The 17,817-nt window shown below is 30.0% G+C and carries 16 protein-coding genes; 5 read left to right on the top strand and 11 right to left on the bottom strand.

The window, feature by feature from the left end; all coding sequences use genetic code 11:
* The first annotated feature begins 19 nt into the window (after nt 1-19).
* Nucleotides 20-1,204, top strand: a complete 1,185-nt coding sequence (locus H277_RS0116895; RefSeq protein WP_019976808.1) for an AbiH family protein — start codon at nt 20-22, stop codon at nt 1,202-1,204.
* Nucleotides 1,205-1,240: 36 nt separating this feature from the next.
* Here H277_RS0116895 and mobV read toward each other — a convergent pair whose 3' ends face one another.
* The 5 genes from mobV to H277_RS0116870 all read right to left on the bottom strand — a co-directional run bounded on the left by mobV (nt 1,241) and on the right by H277_RS0116870 (nt 6,422).
* Nucleotides 1,241-2,461, bottom strand: a complete 1,221-nt coding sequence (gene mobV / locus H277_RS19360) for a MobV family relaxase (RefSeq protein ID WP_019976807.1) — start codon at nt 2,459-2,461, stop codon at nt 1,241-1,243.
* Between the two features lie 254 nt (nt 2,462-2,715).
* Nucleotides 2,716-3,747, bottom strand: a complete 1,032-nt coding sequence (locus H277_RS0116885) for an AAA family ATPase (RefSeq protein WP_019976806.1) — start codon at nt 3,745-3,747, stop codon at nt 2,716-2,718.
* Nucleotides 3,747-4,037, bottom strand: coding sequence for a DUF3853 family protein (locus H277_RS0116880; RefSeq protein ID WP_026357695.1), 291 nt, complete (start codon nt 4,035-4,037; stop codon nt 3,747-3,749). Before H277_RS0116880 ends, H277_RS0116885 begins: the two co-directional genes overlap by 1 nt.
* Nucleotides 4,038-4,206: 169 nt before the next feature.
* Entirely contained in the window at nt 4,207-5,151 is a 945-nt protein-coding gene (locus tag H277_RS0116875; protein ID WP_019976804.1) for a hypothetical protein, read from the bottom strand.
* Nucleotides 5,148-6,422, bottom strand: coding sequence for a site-specific integrase (locus H277_RS0116870; RefSeq protein ID WP_019976803.1), 1,275 nt, complete (start codon nt 6,420-6,422; stop codon nt 5,148-5,150). Before H277_RS0116870 ends, H277_RS0116875 begins: the two co-directional genes overlap by 4 nt.
* Before the next feature lie 262 nt (nt 6,423-6,684).
* Here H277_RS0116870 and H277_RS0116865 point away from each other — a divergent pair, with 262 nt between their 5' ends.
* Both H277_RS0116865 and H277_RS0116860 read left to right on the top strand, forming a co-directional pair.
* Nucleotides 6,685-7,383, top strand: coding sequence for a Dph6-related ATP pyrophosphatase (locus tag H277_RS0116865; protein WP_019976802.1), 699 nt, complete (start codon nt 6,685-6,687; stop codon nt 7,381-7,383).
* A gap of 168 nt (nt 7,384-7,551) precedes the next feature.
* The gene (locus H277_RS0116860; protein WP_019976801.1) at nt 7,552-8,253 is read left to right on the top strand and encodes a hypothetical protein; all 702 of its coding nucleotides are present in this window, start codon (nt 7,552-7,554) and stop codon (nt 8,251-8,253) included.
* A gap of 66 nt (nt 8,254-8,319) precedes the next feature.
* Here the strand turns inward: H277_RS0116860 and H277_RS0116855 are convergent, their stop codons facing one another.
* Complete coding sequence (locus H277_RS0116855; RefSeq protein ID WP_019976800.1) at nt 8,320-8,550, bottom strand: ferredoxin; 231 nt, start codon at nt 8,548-8,550, stop codon at nt 8,320-8,322.
* A 12-nt stretch (nt 8,551-8,562) separates the two neighbouring features.
* Nucleotides 8,563-9,855 carry a peptidase U32 family protein gene (locus H277_RS0116850; RefSeq protein ID WP_019976799.1) on the bottom strand — a complete coding sequence of 431 codons (1,293 nt, stop codon included), beginning with the start codon at nt 9,853-9,855 and terminating at the stop codon, nt 8,563-8,565.
* Between the two features lie 152 nt (nt 9,856-10,007).
* Here H277_RS0116850 and H277_RS0116845 point away from each other — a divergent pair, with 152 nt between their 5' ends.
* Both H277_RS0116845 and H277_RS0116840 read left to right on the top strand, forming a co-directional pair.
* Complete coding sequence (locus H277_RS0116845) at nt 10,008-10,349, top strand: DUF4377 domain-containing protein (RefSeq protein WP_019976798.1); 342 nt, start codon at nt 10,008-10,010, stop codon at nt 10,347-10,349.
* A 41-nt stretch (nt 10,350-10,390) separates the two neighbouring features.
* Complete coding sequence (locus tag H277_RS0116840) at nt 10,391-11,164, top strand: TrmH family RNA methyltransferase (RefSeq protein WP_019976797.1); 774 nt, start codon at nt 10,391-10,393, stop codon at nt 11,162-11,164.
* Between the two features lie 55 nt (nt 11,165-11,219).
* On the opposite strand, the gene H277_RS0116835 is transcribed toward H277_RS0116840, so the two are convergent.
* The 4 genes from H277_RS0116835 to H277_RS0116820 all read right to left on the bottom strand — a co-directional run bounded on the left by H277_RS0116835 (nt 11,220) and on the right by H277_RS0116820 (nt 17,679).
* Nucleotides 11,220-13,607, bottom strand: a complete 2,388-nt coding sequence (locus H277_RS0116835) for a GumC family protein (RefSeq protein ID WP_019976796.1) — start codon at nt 13,605-13,607, stop codon at nt 11,220-11,222.
* A gap of 1 nt (nt 13,608) precedes the next feature.
* Nucleotides 13,609-14,373, bottom strand: a complete 765-nt coding sequence (locus H277_RS0116830; protein WP_019976795.1) for a polysaccharide biosynthesis/export family protein — start codon at nt 14,371-14,373, stop codon at nt 13,609-13,611.
* Entirely contained in the window at nt 14,363-16,303 is a 1,941-nt protein-coding gene (locus H277_RS0116825; RefSeq protein WP_244874906.1) for a polysaccharide biosynthesis protein, read from the bottom strand. Before H277_RS0116825 ends, H277_RS0116830 begins: the two co-directional genes overlap by 11 nt.
* Nucleotides 16,304-16,410: 107 nt before the next feature.
* Nucleotides 16,411-17,679: an OmpA family protein gene (locus tag H277_RS0116820; RefSeq protein ID WP_019976793.1), complete on the bottom strand. Its 1,269-nt coding sequence runs from the start codon at nt 17,677-17,679 to the stop codon at nt 16,411-16,413.
* Between the last annotated feature and the right edge of the window lie 138 nt (nt 17,680-17,817).

The following is a 17,817-nucleotide window of genomic DNA, read 5'->3' as shown; positions in this document are numbered from 1 at the left end:
TTTTATTCTGAATTAATAGATGAAAAAAATATTAGTTACTGGAAATGGATTTGATTTACATCATGAGTTACCAACTTCGTATAACAATTTTATTGATATATTAGGGGTTGTAGACGAATCAAATGAGTTTGATTTTGAGAAGATTTTTAATACCGTTTATAAAGATATTCAAAGTGTTAATCAATTTGATTTAAACATAGAAAAGATACGAAAGTTAAAAGAACTTTTAAATGATAATATTTGGTACAAACATTTTAAAGAAATTAAAAGTGATTTAACTTGGATAGATTTTGAAAATGAGATACTAAGTGTTATAGACATAATACAATCTTTTATTAAGGGATTTAATTCTGAAATTTTTCCAAAAAAATATTTTTCAGGATATTTAGATAATAATCTTTTATTTCAACACTATCTTGGTGAAAACGAACTAATTAAGACTGCTCTTTTAAAACTGAGAATATTAAATGTAGGCAGTTACCATACTGGTGTAAGATACTGGATTGACGATACTTATTTGATTCGAAAAAATAGTCTGAGTTATTTAGATATTGAAAAAATTGTTAAACTATTAGTTTCAGAACTTGAAAAGTTTAAATTAATATTCAATATGTATTTTGACTGTTTTGTCACTCCCTTTTATGAGATTAATAAATATAAGATTAATGAGGATATCGTTAGAAATATTAATGAGCATTATACTTTTAATTATACCCAAACTTTTGATAAAGTATATGAAAAGGATTTTACAAGACATATTCATGGAAAAATCGGTGAATATCATTCTATTGTTTTAGGAATTGATAGTTTGAATGATGATATAGAAGATAAAAAATACTTTATACCCTTTACTAAATTATATCAAAAACTAAATTATTCAACTGATTATAAGTTTATAGGGACGAATAATAAAAATAATGATTTTTATGTATTCATTTGGGGACATTCATTAGATTCATCTGACTCAATATATTTAAAGGAAATATTTACTCTTTTAGATGATGATTCCTATGAAAGAAAAGTTATCATAATCATTAGAAATCAAAGCTCAAAAGGAAAGTTATTGGTAAATCTAATTGATATATTAAGTCCAGAAAAAGTAGATACTTATATGAAAAATGATAAACTAATTTTTTCAGAATATGATTCAATTGAGCTAAGTATATATTTAAATTATATACCTCGGGCTAAGTTTTTCATTTAAAACAAAATGATTTTGTAATTCCAAAATATAGTTAATCTAAATCCTCTTCCCTTTATTTCTCTGATGATACTGTTTTAGAAGATCATCTAGGTTCTTACCATTTAGGAAAATGATAAAATCGTTGTTGATTTCTTTAATTTCGAGATGATCATTATTGATTTTGATGGATTTATTTTCAAATAGTTTAATGATATTTTCATCAGTAACTTGGTGAGATTTTAGTTTATTGTAAGTTTTAATTTTGGCTTCAATTTTAGGATCAAAATGATTTATAGTTCTAAGAAATGAAATTTTAAAATCTTTTAATTCCTTTATTTTGTTAGTTGCTTGAGATATTAAATGATTTTGATTATCAATTTTTGAATTTAAATCACTGATTCTTAAAAGCAATTCTTTTTCTTTTTGCTCGGATTTTATTGTTTGAGTATTTAATTTTTGTTGGAATTCTTCAATTTCATGATTTAGTTTTTTGGTCTTAGTACCAGTAAATAAATTAACAATGTTTTCTTTAACTTTTTTAGAATCAATTTCATTATTAATTCTAATCAAATCTTGTGTTTTTAGAGATTTTTCTTTATTCAAATGTTCATTGTCAAGAATAAGTTGCCCATTTTTTCGAGATAAATACTGATAATATTCCGCAGTGGTGGTATGTTTAGCTGTAGATCCTTCTACACCTCTTTTTAAACCATATTCTTGCATTGCTTCAGCATATGATGTTTGATATTGTTTTAAGTTTCCTCGTGTCATAATATCATTTGCAGAAAGTCTATTTCCAATTTTCTTAGAATAATTCTTTTTGACTGATAATTCAGATTTTTTCTTTTTTCGTTCGCTTGAAACTATCAGAACTAAAGTTGCATGTATATGAGGAGTACTTTCATCGAGATGTATAACAGCTGAGACAACATTTTCTTCTCCAAATGTTTCTTTTAACCATTTGATGTTATCATCACACCATTGATCTATTTTATTTTGTTTAAATAATGAGTTCATCTCATCGTTAGAACCACTTAAAAGTATTCGAATTGCTCTTACTTGATTTTTACTAATTTTTCTAGACAAATTAGCATTTTCAATTCGATGTTGAATTGCTTGCGTTCTATTGATTATTCCTTCAGGGAAAATAATTAATTCTTTGTTTAGGTGAGTACGACTTTTGTCAACATAATCTGGAGTGATTGTCCTTTCTATGTGAGCTGACATAGCAGAGTCATTTCCTATGGCTTTGTCAAAGTGTAAAACTGCATATCCCATAAATATAAATTTTTAGGAGGATTCCAAAGGGGGAAAACCTTTGGCTCATGATGATTTTTAGTAAAGTGAAACGGAGCGTTTAGAAAATCATCTAATGAGCTAGGACATTTTCAAAATGCTCTTACTCTTAGATGCGATGTAAAATAATAAAGGAGAAAAAAATAGTATTAAACCTCTTATAAAAAATTATAATAAAATCGGTTTAGTTTAGGTTAGTATATATATAGGGTAAACTAAACTAAACCTTTTTCTTTTTAATAATAAAACTCTTCATTGAAGATGTAATTTTTACCTTCCTTTAAAATCATTCGCTTGTTTTCTAAAAAAGATTTTAGATTTTTAGCTTTATTAACTCCAAAAGTATAACCTAATATGGAATAATATTTTTGTAATAAATCGACCAAGACTGGATATGAAACAATCTTATTTTCCTCAAATAATTTTGTTAAAGCTTCTCGATGTTTTTCTTCAGATACTTCAAAATAATCAAATCCTTTTGTCTTTTTAGCGGATTCAGAAAAGTCATCAATTATTTCAGGTAGTTCGTCTTCATTAATTTCAAAAGCAAAAGAATCAAATTCTTTATCACGAACTATCAAAGGTCTTACTGTGCTTATATTTCGATCAATACTATCTTTTGCAACTTGGATAATTGTTTCAGCTTTATTGTTCAGTTCAGTTCCTAAATGCCCTCGAGTATTTTCATCATTTTTATTTTGATGTAAAACTGTATGAATATGTATTTGATATTCTTCAGTCCAATTCATAAATTTTGTAATCAAATCAGTTGCTTCAGATGGACTATTGATGTCATAAGCTAAATCTCGTAAACCATCAACGATCACAAGTCCTAGATCATTCGTGTTTTTGATTGCTTCTTCGATGATTGAAATTCGAAGTTTAGGACTAAAGCGTCTTAATGATAAAAATTCAAGATTGTCGGGATGAACATCCGTTGACAGATTACTCAATTCGACAATTCGTTTTACAGACTTTTGACAATGATACAAGCTTTGTTCTGTGTCAATGTATAATATTTTCCTCTTTTTAGAAGGAAGAGTTGCAGTGTATTTCAAAACGGTTGAATTGATTAATGCAGCAGCGGTAATTCCTCCAATATTAAAGGTTTTACGAGATTTTGCTTTTCCAGTTGACGCTGAGAAATTACCTAACGTACCAATAGTAACATTTTCTACTCTTAAGATTACTGGAGGAAATTCCAGTTCGTCTGTCACTTTTACACGAGAAGAATTGATTAATTCAGAGATGTTTTTGCTTGAATCCATTACTTTCTCTGTTTTAATCTAAGATTATGTAATGCTCTTTCTTTATCAATGATTATTTTACGTTTAGACTGTATTACAGCATCACCAAAATCACCATCTAATAACATTTTTTGAGCTTTAGATCTTCCACAATTCATCAACGCCATAATACCAGCATAACCATATATTAGTTCGGTTGATTTTGAAATTTGAGATTCCTCTAAGTTCCCTTGATTATTATTCTGAAGATGTAAGAACTCTTCACCTGTCATTTGCCATAACGGCTTTTTTAATAACTCTAACTTATTCATTTTATATGATTTGTTTAAGTCAAAATTAGTATAGATTTTAAGTGGAGATAAGTGAAAAAAGCTAAATAAAATATTTTTAAACATTTATTAATCAATATTATAACCTTTATAATATCGGAAAAATATAAAAAAATAGTGATGATTGTGAATTATGACACCTTTAATAATCTTAAATAATGTTATTTTTATTTTTTTTGTCAACCTTTGTTATTAAAGGTTCATTATAAGTCTCTACTTGAGAAACAAAAAGCAATTTTAAATTTTTTATATAAAGTTTTAGGTCATCAGTTAATTCATCATCATTTTCATAATTTTTTTTATCGTATGTATTATAATTTATCTTCAAGTAATACACTATGTTTTCTGCCCAGTGCTCATTATCACCAATTACATTTTTTACAAGAAATTTGATCAAATAACTAACGCGTATTATCTGTTTTTTATTTACTTTAAGTTCATCTGTATAGAAATTTAGGTTAAAAATATTGTATAGAAGTACAAATTCAGAATTATTAAATAGATAATATGCCTTGTTTAGTTTAACTATTTGTAAAACAATTAAAGGTGAGATGTAGTAATTATCACTGTAATTAAGTTTAATTTTAGACTTGTTTTCAATTAATAATAATTCGCGAGAATAATTTTCTTCAACTTTTTTGAATAATTTGACAAATTTCTTATAATAGTTGATATGCAAATCTTGGTTGTAAATAATAGCATCTATTTCTGATTCAATTTCATTCTTGTTTAATATATTTTCATCAACATCATTATCTTCAATTATTATTAATTGATTTCTATATAAAGTATCACAATAAATTTTAAAAGAAACTTTTAGGAAGTTTAAGTCATCATATTTATTATAAAAATCTTTTTTTTCTTCAATAAGCTTTACGATTTTATTTAATTCTTGAATAATATTTCTAAGTTGAAAACCATTCTTATCACTTTCAAAGATTTCTTCAATTAACTTATCAAAGAAGTCTTGATTTAAAGTGTTTGAAATATTAAAAAAATTAAATTGATTCAAATATATATTTGAACTAACTTCAAAATTATCCGAATTAATTATTATAGAAATTAGATTTAGATTTTTGTATAAGATTTCTTTCATAACGTGTTAAATTTATCCATTGACACTGCTTTTATATTGTCTGCTACATCGATATAAGGCTTCATTGATTTATAGTCACTATGCCCAGTCCATTTCATTACAACTTGTACTGGAATACCTAAGGATAATGCAGTACAAATAAAAGTTCGTCTACCAGCGTGCGATCTTAATAATTCATATTTTGGAATAAAATCATCATGTCTAACATTTCCTTTGTAGTAAGTAATTCGAATTTCCTCATTAAATTCTGCTAGTTTAAATAACTCTTCTAAGTAATCATTCATTTTCTGATTAGATATTACCGGTAAAGCTTTATTAGTTTTTGAAACTAATGTTGAATATTTTTCAAGAATCCGTTTACTTTCTTTGTTTAGTTCGATTTGAAGTATATCTGAAGTTTTTTTAGTAGTAACTTCTATTAGTTTACTTTTAACGTCTGATTTTTTCAATGCTTTAGCATCTGAGTAACGAAGTCCAGTGTAGCATAAAAATAAAAAGATATCTCTAATTTTATTTAAATATTCTTTTGAGTCAGGAATTTCAAGATTTTTCAGAGCTTTTTGTTCTTCTATGGTTAAAAAAATAACTTTCTTTTGAACAGTTTTTAGTTTTGGTTTAAATATGAACCCAAGATCATTTTCGTAGTAATTGTTTTTATTTGCCCACCTTAAAAAAGTCTTTATAAAGCTAATGTTTTTCATAATAGTAGAGTTTTTTAAGTCAGCTTTAATCTGAAGATGTACTATAAAATCATAAAAAGTATTTTCGTCAAAGCTTTCTAATTTTAATTTTTTATTGAAAGCAATAAGATGATTTTTAATTGTAGTATGTTTTGCGTAAGTACTATCTGTCCAGTTATTTTGAATACCAGTCTTGTTAGTGAAAATATCAAAAACAGAAAAAAAGTCTTGTTCTATTTTATTTCTAGTAGACTTCCTAACTTCAATATTGTAAAATTGTTTTAATTCATCTAACGAAGGAACATTATCTTCAATTTCTTTTCTTTTAAAAAAGTCTTGAATCTTTGATTCATAATCGGATAAAGTGCTATTAATTTCTGTTGAAGATTGATTAAGCTTATTAAAGTGACCATTTTTAACTCTTTGTTTTTTTTCGTCCCATTTAGAAAGATTTATTCTTAAGCCAGAATTTAAGTCTAATCTAACTCCTCGAAACATAATTCGAATTTTAATTGGAATATTATCGACAATTAGGATGCCATTTCTCTTTCTTTTTTCGGGGGTAATAATGATGTTTCTTTTTATAATCATACTTATATATTTACTACAAGTTTACAACCAATAAATCAAATTTTAGACATTTTTATTCAACCTTAAAGAACATAATGTTTATTGTAAACATTTGTTTATCAGTGTAAAACAACCTTAAGTAATTTTATTAAAACTACAGGTTCGAATCCCGCCAGCTCCACGAAAATATTAAAAAATCCATCTTTTTAGATGGATTTTTTTGTTTGAACAGTATATTTCTTCGTTAACTTTAAAAAGTGAAGAAGATGAAAAAGGAGTGTAAATGAAAAAAGAATTAAAAAAGGCTGTATTCAATTGGAGCGGAGGAAAAGATTCTGCATTGGCTTTGCAAAAAGTTTTAGAAGGGAAAGAGTTCGAAGTAATTGCATTGCTGACCACGATAGCTGCTGAAACGAATACTTCTTCTATTCATGGAATTCCATTGGAATTGTTGAAAAAGCAGGTAGAAAGCATTGGTATTCCGTTGTATTTGGTTACGTTAACAAAAGATATAAAAACATATGAAGACGAAATGTTGAAAGCGGTCAACCATTTTAAACAGTTGGGTGTCGCACATTTTATTTTTGGAGATATTTTTTTAACAGATGTAAAAAAATACCGGGAGAGTAAGCTTCTTCCATTGGGAATTGAAGTTGTGGAACCGCTTTGGGGAAAAACATCTTTAGAAGTGATGGATGAATTCTTAAAATCAGGAATAAAATCTAAAATAATCGTTACACAAGCTGATAAGTTAGATCAGTCTTTTATAGGAAGAGATCTTGATAGGAGTGTCATAGATTCTTTTCCGATGAACGTTGATGTTTGTGGTGAAAATGGAGAATATCATACGTTTTCTTATGCCGGAGACCTTTTTAAAACACCATTTGATTTTGCGATCTTAGAGATCGTTTTAATTACTCACGAATTTAAGTTGGATACGGGAGAAATAAAAAAATGTGATTATTGGCAAGCTAAATTATAATCGTTGAAAAAATAATTTTTAACTATAAGATTTATTGTAAATCAAATTTAAAAATAAAAATTTTAACCGAAAGATTTTCATCTTTGATACTTATCATTTTATCATTTTTAAAAACTATCTTATCTTAGTCGAACAATTAACACCTACTTAGGATAAGACTAGTACATCATGAGTTTATACGATTATTATAATTTCCCGATACAGTTGGTCAATGGTTTTTTGGATGATTCTAAAAAAGTATTGATTGATATTTCACATTATTGTATTTATAGGGTTTTTAGTGACAATTTCGAAAAGTATTCTGGTTCTTTTGCTGGCTATCAAAAAGCCTGTGATGATTTTGGAGTTGAGTTTAAAAATGTAGCAACAGCTTATCAAAATGGAAAAACGCTTTATGATGCGACAATTGATAAAAGTCCTATGGTAGGAATGAGTTCTGAATTATATTGGGACTATATGAATAACGAAAAGACAGATTTTGAGAAAGTGTGTTTATTGGGTGATTTAGCTTTTAAAAGCATATTGGGAGCAAAATCTTATATCAAATTGGATAATAAATATTGGTTCAGCCGAATGGATGGTTCTGTAAAATCGATTTCGAAAGAAGAACTGTCGCCTAAATTACAGCGTTACCTGAATGAATACCAGACAAAGAAGATCAAAAATCAATTGATTGCGAATTGGGGGTTAGCATCTTATTCTCGTTACAATAGAGGTTTTTATGTGAGTTATCGAATGTCGTTGGACGATTTGGCTTATCACGCTGAAAAGATTCGAAAGTCAACTCAGGATAAAAAGATTAAAAATGACGTGAAATCTGCACATGAAAAGGCAATGGAGCGCTTAGAAAAAGAGAGTAAAATAAGCTAACATAATTTAAATTATAAAAAAGTCCGTCAATTTTGACGGACTTTTTTATAGAGTTGATGTTTTAATCTATATCTCTTTTACAGTAATAATGTTTACAGGGCAAGCTTTGGCTGCACGCTCACAATTTTCTGCAATGGTATGGTCAGGATCTTTTAAGGTGTGAAACCCTTTTTTATCAATCGCTTTTAATAAAACAGATTTACCATCTTTTTTTGACATTCTGAAACGTTCTGGTGCTAACTCGTAACAATAGTTGCATCCGATACATTTATCGCGTTGTAACGTAATAATGACCATGAATAACTATTTTTAATGAGAATAAGCGCCTTCTTCAACACTATTTTGTTGTGTTCCGGGTTCTTCTACTTTTACTAATTTATATAACTTATCAGAAGGGCGAATTCTAAATTCCATCGGAATTGTAATCGAATCACCTTTTTTAGCTGTATCAGATTTTACATCTTCAACCATCATTTCTGTCACCACCATTTCTTTGGCTCCAGTTGTTGGGCCTGTTACTAAAATTAAATCACCAACTTTTAAATCGTATGCATCAATTACAAATTGACCAATACTTGGTTTTGGGAAGAAATGAACTCCTTTTCCAATATAAACTTTTTTCTGAGTTGCCATAGAACCTGGAACAGCAGACCATTCACCCAATTTCTGACCTAAATAATAACCAGACCAAAAACCACGGTTGTAAACTGTTTGTAATAATCCCATCCAGTAATCTACTTTTTCTTTCGAATATGTTCCGTCGGCAATAGAATCTATAGCTTCTCGGTAACAGCGAATAACAGTAGCGACATATTCCGGAGAACGTCCGCGACCTTCTATTTTCAATACTTTAACACCTGCATCTACAACTTCATCCAAAAATTCCATAGTACATAAATCTTTTGGAGACATCATGTATTCATTATCTAATTCGATTTCGAAACCGGATTCCTGATCGATAACGGTATATTTTTTACGGCAATTTTGTTTGCAAGCACCACGATTTGCAGAAGAGTTGTGAGAGTGCAGGCTCAGGTAACATTTTCCTGAAACGGCCATACACAAAGCTCCGTGACCGAAAATTTCGATTTCAACTAAATTTCCACTTGGTCCGCGAACATCATCTTTGATAATTTGTTCGCAAATCTTTTTCACTTGCTTCAAACTCAATTCACGAGACAGTACCATTGTATCAGCAAACATGGCATAAAATTTTACTGTTTCGATATTTGTCACATTAATTTGAGTCGAAATATGAATTTCTACATCGATTTGTCTTGCGTATGCAATAACAGATTGGTCCATTGCGATAACAGCTGTAATGTTAGCTTCTTTGGCTCTGTCCAATAAGTTTTTAATTAAAGATAAATCGTGGTCGTATATAATTGTATTTAAAGTAAGGTAAGAACGCACACCTTTTTCTTCACAACGTCTTACGATTTCTGGTAAATCGTCCATTGTAAAGTTTATGGATGCTCTCGCACGCATATTCAACTGCTCGACTCCGAAATAGACAGAATCAGCTCCATTATCTAAAGCTGCTTGCAACGATTCGAAATTCCCAGCAGGAGCCATCAACTCCATTTTTCCATCTTTGGTCATACGAAAATTCTGATTTTAAGGTGCAAAGGTACAAAAAAAATGTAAGTAGCTATATTATTTATAATCAAGTTAAATTTGAAAAATGAACCGAAGATAGAGAAGTATCTTGGTTTTGGTATAGTCTTTGTCTTTCAAAATGAAAACTCAATTTTATGAAAAAAATAATCTTATCAAGCATTTTAGGAGTAGGTTTATTCACTTCTTGTGCCTCAACTAAAACTACTAATCAAGGAGAGGAACTTTTAACAATTGCTCCGGAAACGAGAGAATGTTCGGCAGGTGCAGGGAAAATGCAATGTATGATGGTGAAAGAAGGTGATGCTGCAGAATGGCAATATTTCTATAATTACATCGACGGGTTTACGCACGAACCGGGATATGAGTATAAAGTTGTAGTAAAAAAATCGAAAGTAGAAAATCCACCAGCGGATGCATCTTCTGTAAAATATGAATTGGTAAAGGTTGTCAGCAAAAAATTGGCAACAATGAAATAGTTTTGAAGTTTATTTCAAAGAATTTCGATTAATTTTGCAAGATGTTAATAGAAAGTCTTCAAAATCCAAGGATTAAAAACTTGCTGAAACTGCAGGAAAAATCGAGAGAACGCAAAAGCCAAAATTTGTTTATTGTGGAGGGAACACAAGAAAATGAATTGGCGGTAAAAGGTGGTTATGAAGCGGTCGAGATTTATATCTGTGAAGATATTTACATCAAATCGATTGATTTTGATCAGGCTAAAATCTTTACAATTACAAAACAAGTTTTTGAGAAATTAGCTTACAGAAAATCAACTGGTGGAATTGTAGGTGTTTATAAAACTAAATCTTCTTCACTTGCAGATTTGCAATTACCAGAAAAGCCGTTGATAGTTATATTGGAAGCTGTTGAAAAACCGGGGAATCTTGGTGCGGTTTTACGAACAGGGGATGGAGCTAAAGTAGATGCTGTTATTGTTTGTGATGAAACCGTGGATTTCTTTAATCCTAATGTAATTCGTTCTTCGGTTGGTACGTTGTTTACGAATCAAATTGCTTCAGCAAATAAAGAGGCTGTTTTAGCTTTTTTACAGTCAAATCATATACAGGTCGTTTCGACTTTTTTAAGAGAAGAAACGAAAAGTTTATATGAAACGGATTTTAACCAATCATCTGCGATTGTTTTAGGAACAGAAGCGACAGGGCTTTCAGACTTTTGGGCAGATCATTCAGATTCATTAATCAAAATACCAATGCTAGGTTTTGTCGATTCGCTAAATGTAAGTAATGCAGCTGCAATTTGTGTATACGAAGCAGTGAGACAAAGACAATAGTAAATCTTAAAATAAAAAAAGCCATTTCATCATGAAATGGCTTTTTTTATTGAATTTATTTTTTCTTAAATAGGTTTTTCAACCAAGAATTATTTTTGTGGTTTTCCCCATAACCGTAACCATATCCGTAACCATATCCGTAGCCTTTTGTAAAATCTACGTCATTTACAACCATGGTCATATTATGAAGGCGATCTTCCTGGTATAAATCTCTAGGAATTGCTAACATGCGTTTATCTAAATAGTTTGCACGAACGACATACATGGTAATATCTGCACTCTTAGAAATTAATAAAGTATCTGTAACCAAACTCACAGGAGCAGTATCAACCAAGACATAATCATAATTTTCCTTACCATATTTGATAATATCTTCAAAACGTCCATTCATGAGTAATTCTGATGGGTTTGGAGCAATTTGACCAGAGTAGATAACATCAAATTTATAATCGGCAGGATTTTTAATGACGATATCACTGATGTTAATATCATTAGAAATCAAATATTCAGTTACACCGTACTGGTGTCTATATTGATCTGTAATACCTAAATAATCTAATACTTTTGGACTTCTGATATCAGCACCAATCAACAAGACTGATTTACCGGACATTGTCAAGATTTGAGCTAAATTCGTTGAAATAAATGTTTTACCCTCTCCACTTGTTGTTGATGTAATGTAAATTGATTGCGGATCTGTAGAATTTTTAAGAAGAAAATTCATATTTGTTCTAAGAATTCTAAATGCCTCAGCTACACTCGAGCTGTCATTGTGTTCAATAATAGAAGTATCACTTTTTGGTACTTGTCCTGCAATAGGTGCGCCAACAGCATTTTCTACATCCTCTTTAGAATTGACATTATTATTAAGTAATTTATAGATGTATATAAAGGCAAATGGTACAACTAACCCTAGAATCATTGCGCCTAATAGAACGATATTCTTTTTAGGTGAAACAGGAATTTTTGAATCATAAGCAAAATCAATGACTTTGATATTTTCCGGAGTTGCAGCAGCCTTTATTTCATTTTCTTCTCTTTTTTGCAATAAGAACAAATACAAAGCTTCAACAATTTGTTGTTGTCTTGAGATGTCCCTGAATCCACGCTCCTGACTAGGTACTTTTTGGATTCTGCTTCTTATTTGATTTTGTTTGTTTTGGATAGAACTTAAAGACGTTTGTGTGTTATTTCTGTATAAACGCAAACTATTTTTTAAGTTTCTCTTGATATCGCTGATCTGCTCTTGAAGTTTTACCACATTTGGGTGTTCGTTCGTTACAGATTTTAACATATCATCTTTTGTTAAAACCAGTTCATTGTAAGAAGCAATTTGCGATGCGATGGTTTGATCTTGTAATCCGATATTAGTAGGTAAAAGATCAGATTTATTAGAACTCAAAGCAGAGTTCATGTAGTCAACTAACTGAAGTTGAGTTGAAGATTCTAATAATTTTTTCTCATTTTCAGAGGCATTTTGTAGAAAAATATTCGCTTCAGAAGTGACATCTGTAATATCATTACTTTGTTTATATCTTTCTAAATCTTTATCTACCCCTTGAAGATCTCCTGTAACTATGGCTAACCTGGAATCAATAAATTTAGATGTTGCTTCCGTCAATTTATTATTATCTGTGACAAGATCTAAATTATATTGTTTAATCAAATCATTGATAAACTGTTTTGAAATTTCAGGAACAGTACCGACTAAATTGAAGTTAACAATTTTAGAATTTTTGTCACTATTTGGTTCGATCAAAATTTTATTTTGATAGTAAGTTACTGTAGAGTTTAAAGAATTTAATTTGATTAAATACTCAGCATCTATACTTTTAGATATATTTTTATTCGGACTAATCACAATATCTCCAAAAGGAGTTTTTATTTTCTGTCCAAAAGAGTAGGCTTGTGTTTCTTTGGTTTTATGGTTAGTTAAACTAAACTTTGTTGTTGACTCTATTTTTATATTCAGCTCTTCATTTAATTCTTCATTAAGTTTATCAGCTTCATTTAAAAATAAAATTTTAATTGGCGAGTTACTGGCAGTTGTTTCTAATTCTGCAATACGTCCAACGCTAAAATAACGAATATTCAAGTTGTTTTGTTCAACAACTTTAGAGATAAGTCTTCTTGATTTTAGAACTTCAATTTGATCACCAACTTCAGAGTTAGCACTTGTTCCAAACATGGTTGCAGCATCAGCTAAACCAGCCAATTCACCAGCAGCTGATTCTTTTTCATTTAATAAAATTTTAGCAGAAACCTGATACTGTTTTTGTGTATATTTTAAATAAAATAAGGCCCCGATGATTGCAATGATTAAACCTAATACAAACCATTTCCAATAATATAAATATTGCTCTAGTACTTGTCTTAGATTAATACTTTCTTCCTCTTCTTCAAATGAAGTGTTATTTTTTATAGAATTATATTTTTGATTCATTTTACCTTGTTAAAACAGAAATTACAGAAATAATTACACCAGCCATCGAAATCCATAATGTGTAGTTGGGTGTAAACTTTGAAGCTGCTACTTGCGCGGAATTCGGCTCAACATAAACAACATCATTTTGTGCCAAATAGTATACAGGAGAATTTAAAGCAGATTCTGATGTTAAATCAACCATGTGACGTTCTTTCACCCCGTTACTTTCTCTAATTACTGTAACATTTTCCCGTTTTCCTTTAATGGTTAAATCTCCTGCCATTCCTAAGGCGTCTAAAAGTGTGATTCTTTCAGTCGGAACAATAAAGCTACCAGGACGAGTGACTTCTCCCAATACACTAATTCTAAAGTTTACAAAATTTACGTTAACTCCAGGGTTAACAACATACTTACTTACTTTTTCTTTTATAGTTTCTATTGCTTGGCTTCTTGTCAACCCGGCTAATTTTATACTTCCCACCATAGGTAAATTAATATTTCCATGTTCATCAACGGTATAAGTTGGACTATATGGAGAAAGGGTATTACTGTTCGCTGTGGTTTGTATCGTACTTAATTGATTAAATGGAGCGGCAGCAGCTACATCAGCAGCAGAAATAACAATTGCTAATTGATCAGTAGGCTGTATTTTGGGTATATACTGCTCAAAGCTGGTTGTTAATTGTTCTTGGTTTTGAAAATAAACGATTTCTTTTCTGGAACCACAGGCTGTGATTGCAAGTAAAGAAATAATACATAAAAATTGGAAAATTCTATTTTTCATAAGTTATATTATCAAGCTTCTCAAACTCAGAGTTTTGAGAAATAAATTCTGGTACAATTTCTTTTATTTTGGCAACTAAGTTCATGACTTGCTCATGCTTTTCTATAGTTGATGACATTAAACATAATTCTTCAATTAATTTTTTATTGTCTTTGCATTTATATGTATTGACTTTAGCAATCATGATTTTTTCATGATGAGTCTTTACGGTGTTTTCATCATTTGCTAATAATTCTTCGTAAATTTTTTCTCCAGGGCGTAAACCTACAATTTTAATATCAATTTCTTCAGGATATTTATAGCCGCTCAATCTGATCATTCTTTTTGCAAGGTCAATAATTTTCATTGATTCTCCCATGTCAAATACAAAGATTTCACCTCCTTTTCCCATTATAGCAGCTTCTAATACAAGTTGACATGCTTCAGGAATGGTCATAAAGAAACGAGTTATATCCGGATGCGTAACAGTTAACGGACCTCCGTTTTCTAATTGTCTTTTAAAAAGAGGAATTACAGATCCATTGGATCCTAATACGTTACCAAAACGAGTAACAATATAATTTGTTTTAGATATTTCGTTAATACAGTTTACATAGATTTCCGCTGCCCGCTTTGTGGCACCCATTACATTTGTAGGGTTAACAGCTTTGTCTGTTGAAACCATTACAAATTTTTCAGCATCAAATTCATTTGCTAAATCTGCAATTATTTTTGTTCCACAGATGTTTGTATTAATGGCCTCGTAAGGGAATTTTTCCATTAACGGAACATGTTTGTAAGCCGCTGCATGAAATATGACTTGTGGATGATATTTATCAAATAGACTTAGCATTCGGTTATGATCTCTCACGCTTGAAACGATATAGTCTATTCTTTTTTGTTTTTCTTCTGAAATTTCATTTTTAAGAGACTGTTGTACATCATAAAGAGCAGACTCAGCCTGGTCAATTAAAATTAATTGATCAAAATCCATTATTGCAATTTGTTTAGAAATTTCGCTTCCTATAGATCCGGCAGCTCCAGTGACTAAGATTCTTTTTCCTTTAATATTTTCATTAATGATAGGATTCTTCAACTTTATAGACTCTCTTCCTAATAAATCCTCAATCTTTAATTGTTTGATTTGATTTGGTTTATAAGTTCCGTCAATCCAATTTGATATTGGAGGAATTATTTTTATGTTCACATTTAAATCTTCCAAAGATTTAGAAAGATGAAGCATTTGATTTGTCTTGATGTTTTGAATCGAGATAATAATTTCTGAGATATCGTTTCTGTCAATAAATTTATCATCAATGTCATGAATGGAATAAATTTTAACACCATCAATAAATGTACCTATCTTGGATTGGTTATCGTCAATAAATCCTATAACTTTATAATTATGTTGAGTATCGTTTTGGAGAATGTTTCTTGTAATTAATCCAGAATCCCCTGCTCCATAAATTAATATCTTTTGAGCTACTTTATTTTTAGAAAAAAAGTAATCATAAATCCATTTATAATACAGCCTTGCTATAACCATAGCGACTGTAGAAATAAAAAGATGAACAAATATTACAGAATATGACATTCTGAAAGTTGAAGACAATGCTGACGAACTTGATAAATTATGTTCTAAAAATTGCCTATAGATAAAAGAAATAAAAAAAAGTATAAGAAAAGCTGTTGTGTTAGATACAAATACATTTTCAGCATCTTTTAAGCCTGTTTTCCTTACAACTCCTTTATATGTCTTAAAATATATAAAACAGAAGAAGTAAACTAATGTTATGAATGGTAATTTATAAACAAGTTTTTCAACACTAAACGTATTTAGAAAACTATTCAAAATAAAATTACTTATGATATAACTTAGAAAAACAATTATTATATCTATCACCAATACTACCCATCTAGGAGTATTAAAGTGTTGGCTAAAAGGGTTCAATATTATAGTAATTTAAGTAACGGTAAAGTTAAAAAAAAATCAGGAATAGACCACTCCAAAATTGGAAAAATCTATCCCTGACTAGTAATTCTATTTTAGAATAATTATTATTTTACTCTGAAAACAACTCGTCTAGCTAATTGATGAGAAGAAACTTGAGAATTTTTGAATTCTTTGTCTTCACCTTCACCGATTGTTGTTAATTGAGATGCGTTCGCTCCTTGACTAACTAAAATTGCTTTAACGTTTTCTGCTCTTCTACGAGATAAGTCTTTATTGAAAGCATCACCTCCTACTGGATCAGCAAAACCTAAAATATCAATTTGAGCGTTTGGTTTCGCTTTTAAGAATTCAGATACAAATTTGATCCCTCCAACTGATTGTTGGTATGGTTTATCAGAATTGTAATCGAAGTATACATTGATAATTCCAGAATTAATCATTTGTTCTAAGAAATCAGCATCGTTAACAATAGTTGTGTTTCCTCCTGCATTTTGTTTGATGTATTCTTCGATGTTATCAGGAATTCCATTTCCATTGTGGTCAATAGTAACACCTTTAGTGTCAACAACTGCCCCTGGAGCTGAATCTGGTTCTTGATCTAAATAATCAGCAACACCATCTCCGTCTGAATCTTTTAACATTTGTTCAATATTAGCGATACGATCTTCTAAGTCAGAACGTGTTGGCTCGTAAACCCAGTCGGCGTGTTTTTCATTTTTACCTAAGTAAAATGTTAACCCTAATGTCGCATTCCATAAAGAACCGTCAAAACCTCTTCTAGCTGAAGGATCTGAAGACTGTCCGTCCCAAGCTGTGTTTTGGCGGATTGTTTTTGTGTAAGATAAATCACCAGTTAACACAAGTCTATTTGTTAACTTAACTTGTGGTGTTAGACCTAAAGAGATCAATCCCATTTCGTCGTTATCATCTAATAAACCAGCTGAATCTCCTTTTGTAGCATCGTTATTCATAAACCCATAACCAACACCACCATGAGCTAATAAACCAATAGTGTTAGTCCAAGTTTCAAAATTCATCATACGACCTAAGTTCGCTACTCCTGATAAATCTACACGATAGAAATTAGATCTAAAATGTTTAGAACCTTCTCCTTCTTTCAAACGATCATATCCACCAGATAGTTTTAGACCGAATTTGTTGTTAAACATGTAACGAACACCAAAGTTTGCGTTATAAAAACTTGGAGTCTCATTGTAGTATCCATTTGTGAATGGAGCAGTGGCTTTATTAGCACCAGCTTGTGCTTCAATAGACCACTTGTTGTAATCATTGTTAACTGTTTCAGTAGTTTCCTGTGCTTGTGCAAAAACTCCTAATCCAATTACACTTAATAGGTATGAAATCTTTTTCATGAGGATATATTTAATTACAAAATTATATAAATTGTTAAAAACGAATAAATAAATAATGTTAAAAAAGCTTACAACTAACGAAAGTCATAATATTTTTTTGTGATTATTTTAACGTGCTAAAAAAGACTTCAAGAACTG

Source organism: Empedobacter brevis NBRC 14943 = ATCC 43319, from assembly GCF_000382425.1.
Taxonomy (GTDB): Bacteria; Bacteroidota; Bacteroidia; order Flavobacteriales; family Weeksellaceae; genus Empedobacter; species Empedobacter brevis.
The sequence above is the reverse complement of the archived record's forward strand: the minus strand, read 5'-3'. Positions and strand labels throughout refer to the sequence as shown.

Coding starts and splice junctions, on each gene's coding strand:
- H277_RS0116820 (WP_019976793.1), bottom strand. CDS start 17,679: ATGAAAAAGATTTCATACCTATTAAGTGTAATTGGATTAGGAGTTTTT.
- H277_RS0116875 (WP_019976804.1), bottom strand. CDS start 5,151: ATGAAAGAAATCTTATACAAAAATCTAAATCTAATTTCTATAATAATT.
- H277_RS0116895 (WP_019976808.1), top strand. CDS start 20: ATGAAAAAAATATTAGTTACTGGAAATGGATTTGATTTACATCATGAG.
- H277_RS0116855 (WP_019976800.1), bottom strand. CDS start 8,550: ATGGTCATTATTACGTTACAACGCGATAAATGTATCGGATGCAACTAT.
- H277_RS0116885 (WP_019976806.1), bottom strand. CDS start 3,747: ATGGATTCAAGCAAAAACATCTCTGAATTAATCAATTCTTCTCGTGTA.
- H277_RS0116830 (WP_019976795.1), bottom strand. CDS start 14,373: ATGAAAAATAGAATTTTCCAATTTTTATGTATTATTTCTTTACTTGCA.
- H277_RS0116880 (WP_026357695.1), bottom strand. CDS start 4,037: ATGAATAAGTTAGAGTTATTAAAAAAGCCGTTATGGCAAATGACAGGT.
- H277_RS0116865 (WP_019976802.1), top strand. CDS start 6,685: ATGAAAAAAGAATTAAAAAAGGCTGTATTCAATTGGAGCGGAGGAAAA.
- H277_RS0116845 (WP_019976798.1), top strand. CDS start 10,008: ATGAAAAAAATAATCTTATCAAGCATTTTAGGAGTAGGTTTATTCACT.
- H277_RS0116870 (WP_019976803.1), bottom strand. CDS start 6,422: ATGATTATAAAAAGAAACATCATTATTACCCCCGAAAAAAGAAAGAGA.
- H277_RS0116835 (WP_019976796.1), bottom strand. CDS start 13,607: ATGAATCAAAAATATAATTCTATAAAAAATAACACTTCATTTGAAGAA.
- mobV (WP_019976807.1), bottom strand. CDS start 2,461: ATGGGATATGCAGTTTTACACTTTGACAAAGCCATAGGAAATGACTCT.
- H277_RS0116840 (WP_019976797.1), top strand. CDS start 10,391: ATGTTAATAGAAAGTCTTCAAAATCCAAGGATTAAAAACTTGCTGAAA.
- H277_RS0116850 (WP_019976799.1), bottom strand. CDS start 9,855: ATGACCAAAGATGGAAAAATGGAGTTGATGGCTCCTGCTGGGAATTTC.
- H277_RS0116860 (WP_019976801.1), top strand. CDS start 7,552: ATGAGTTTATACGATTATTATAATTTCCCGATACAGTTGGTCAATGGT.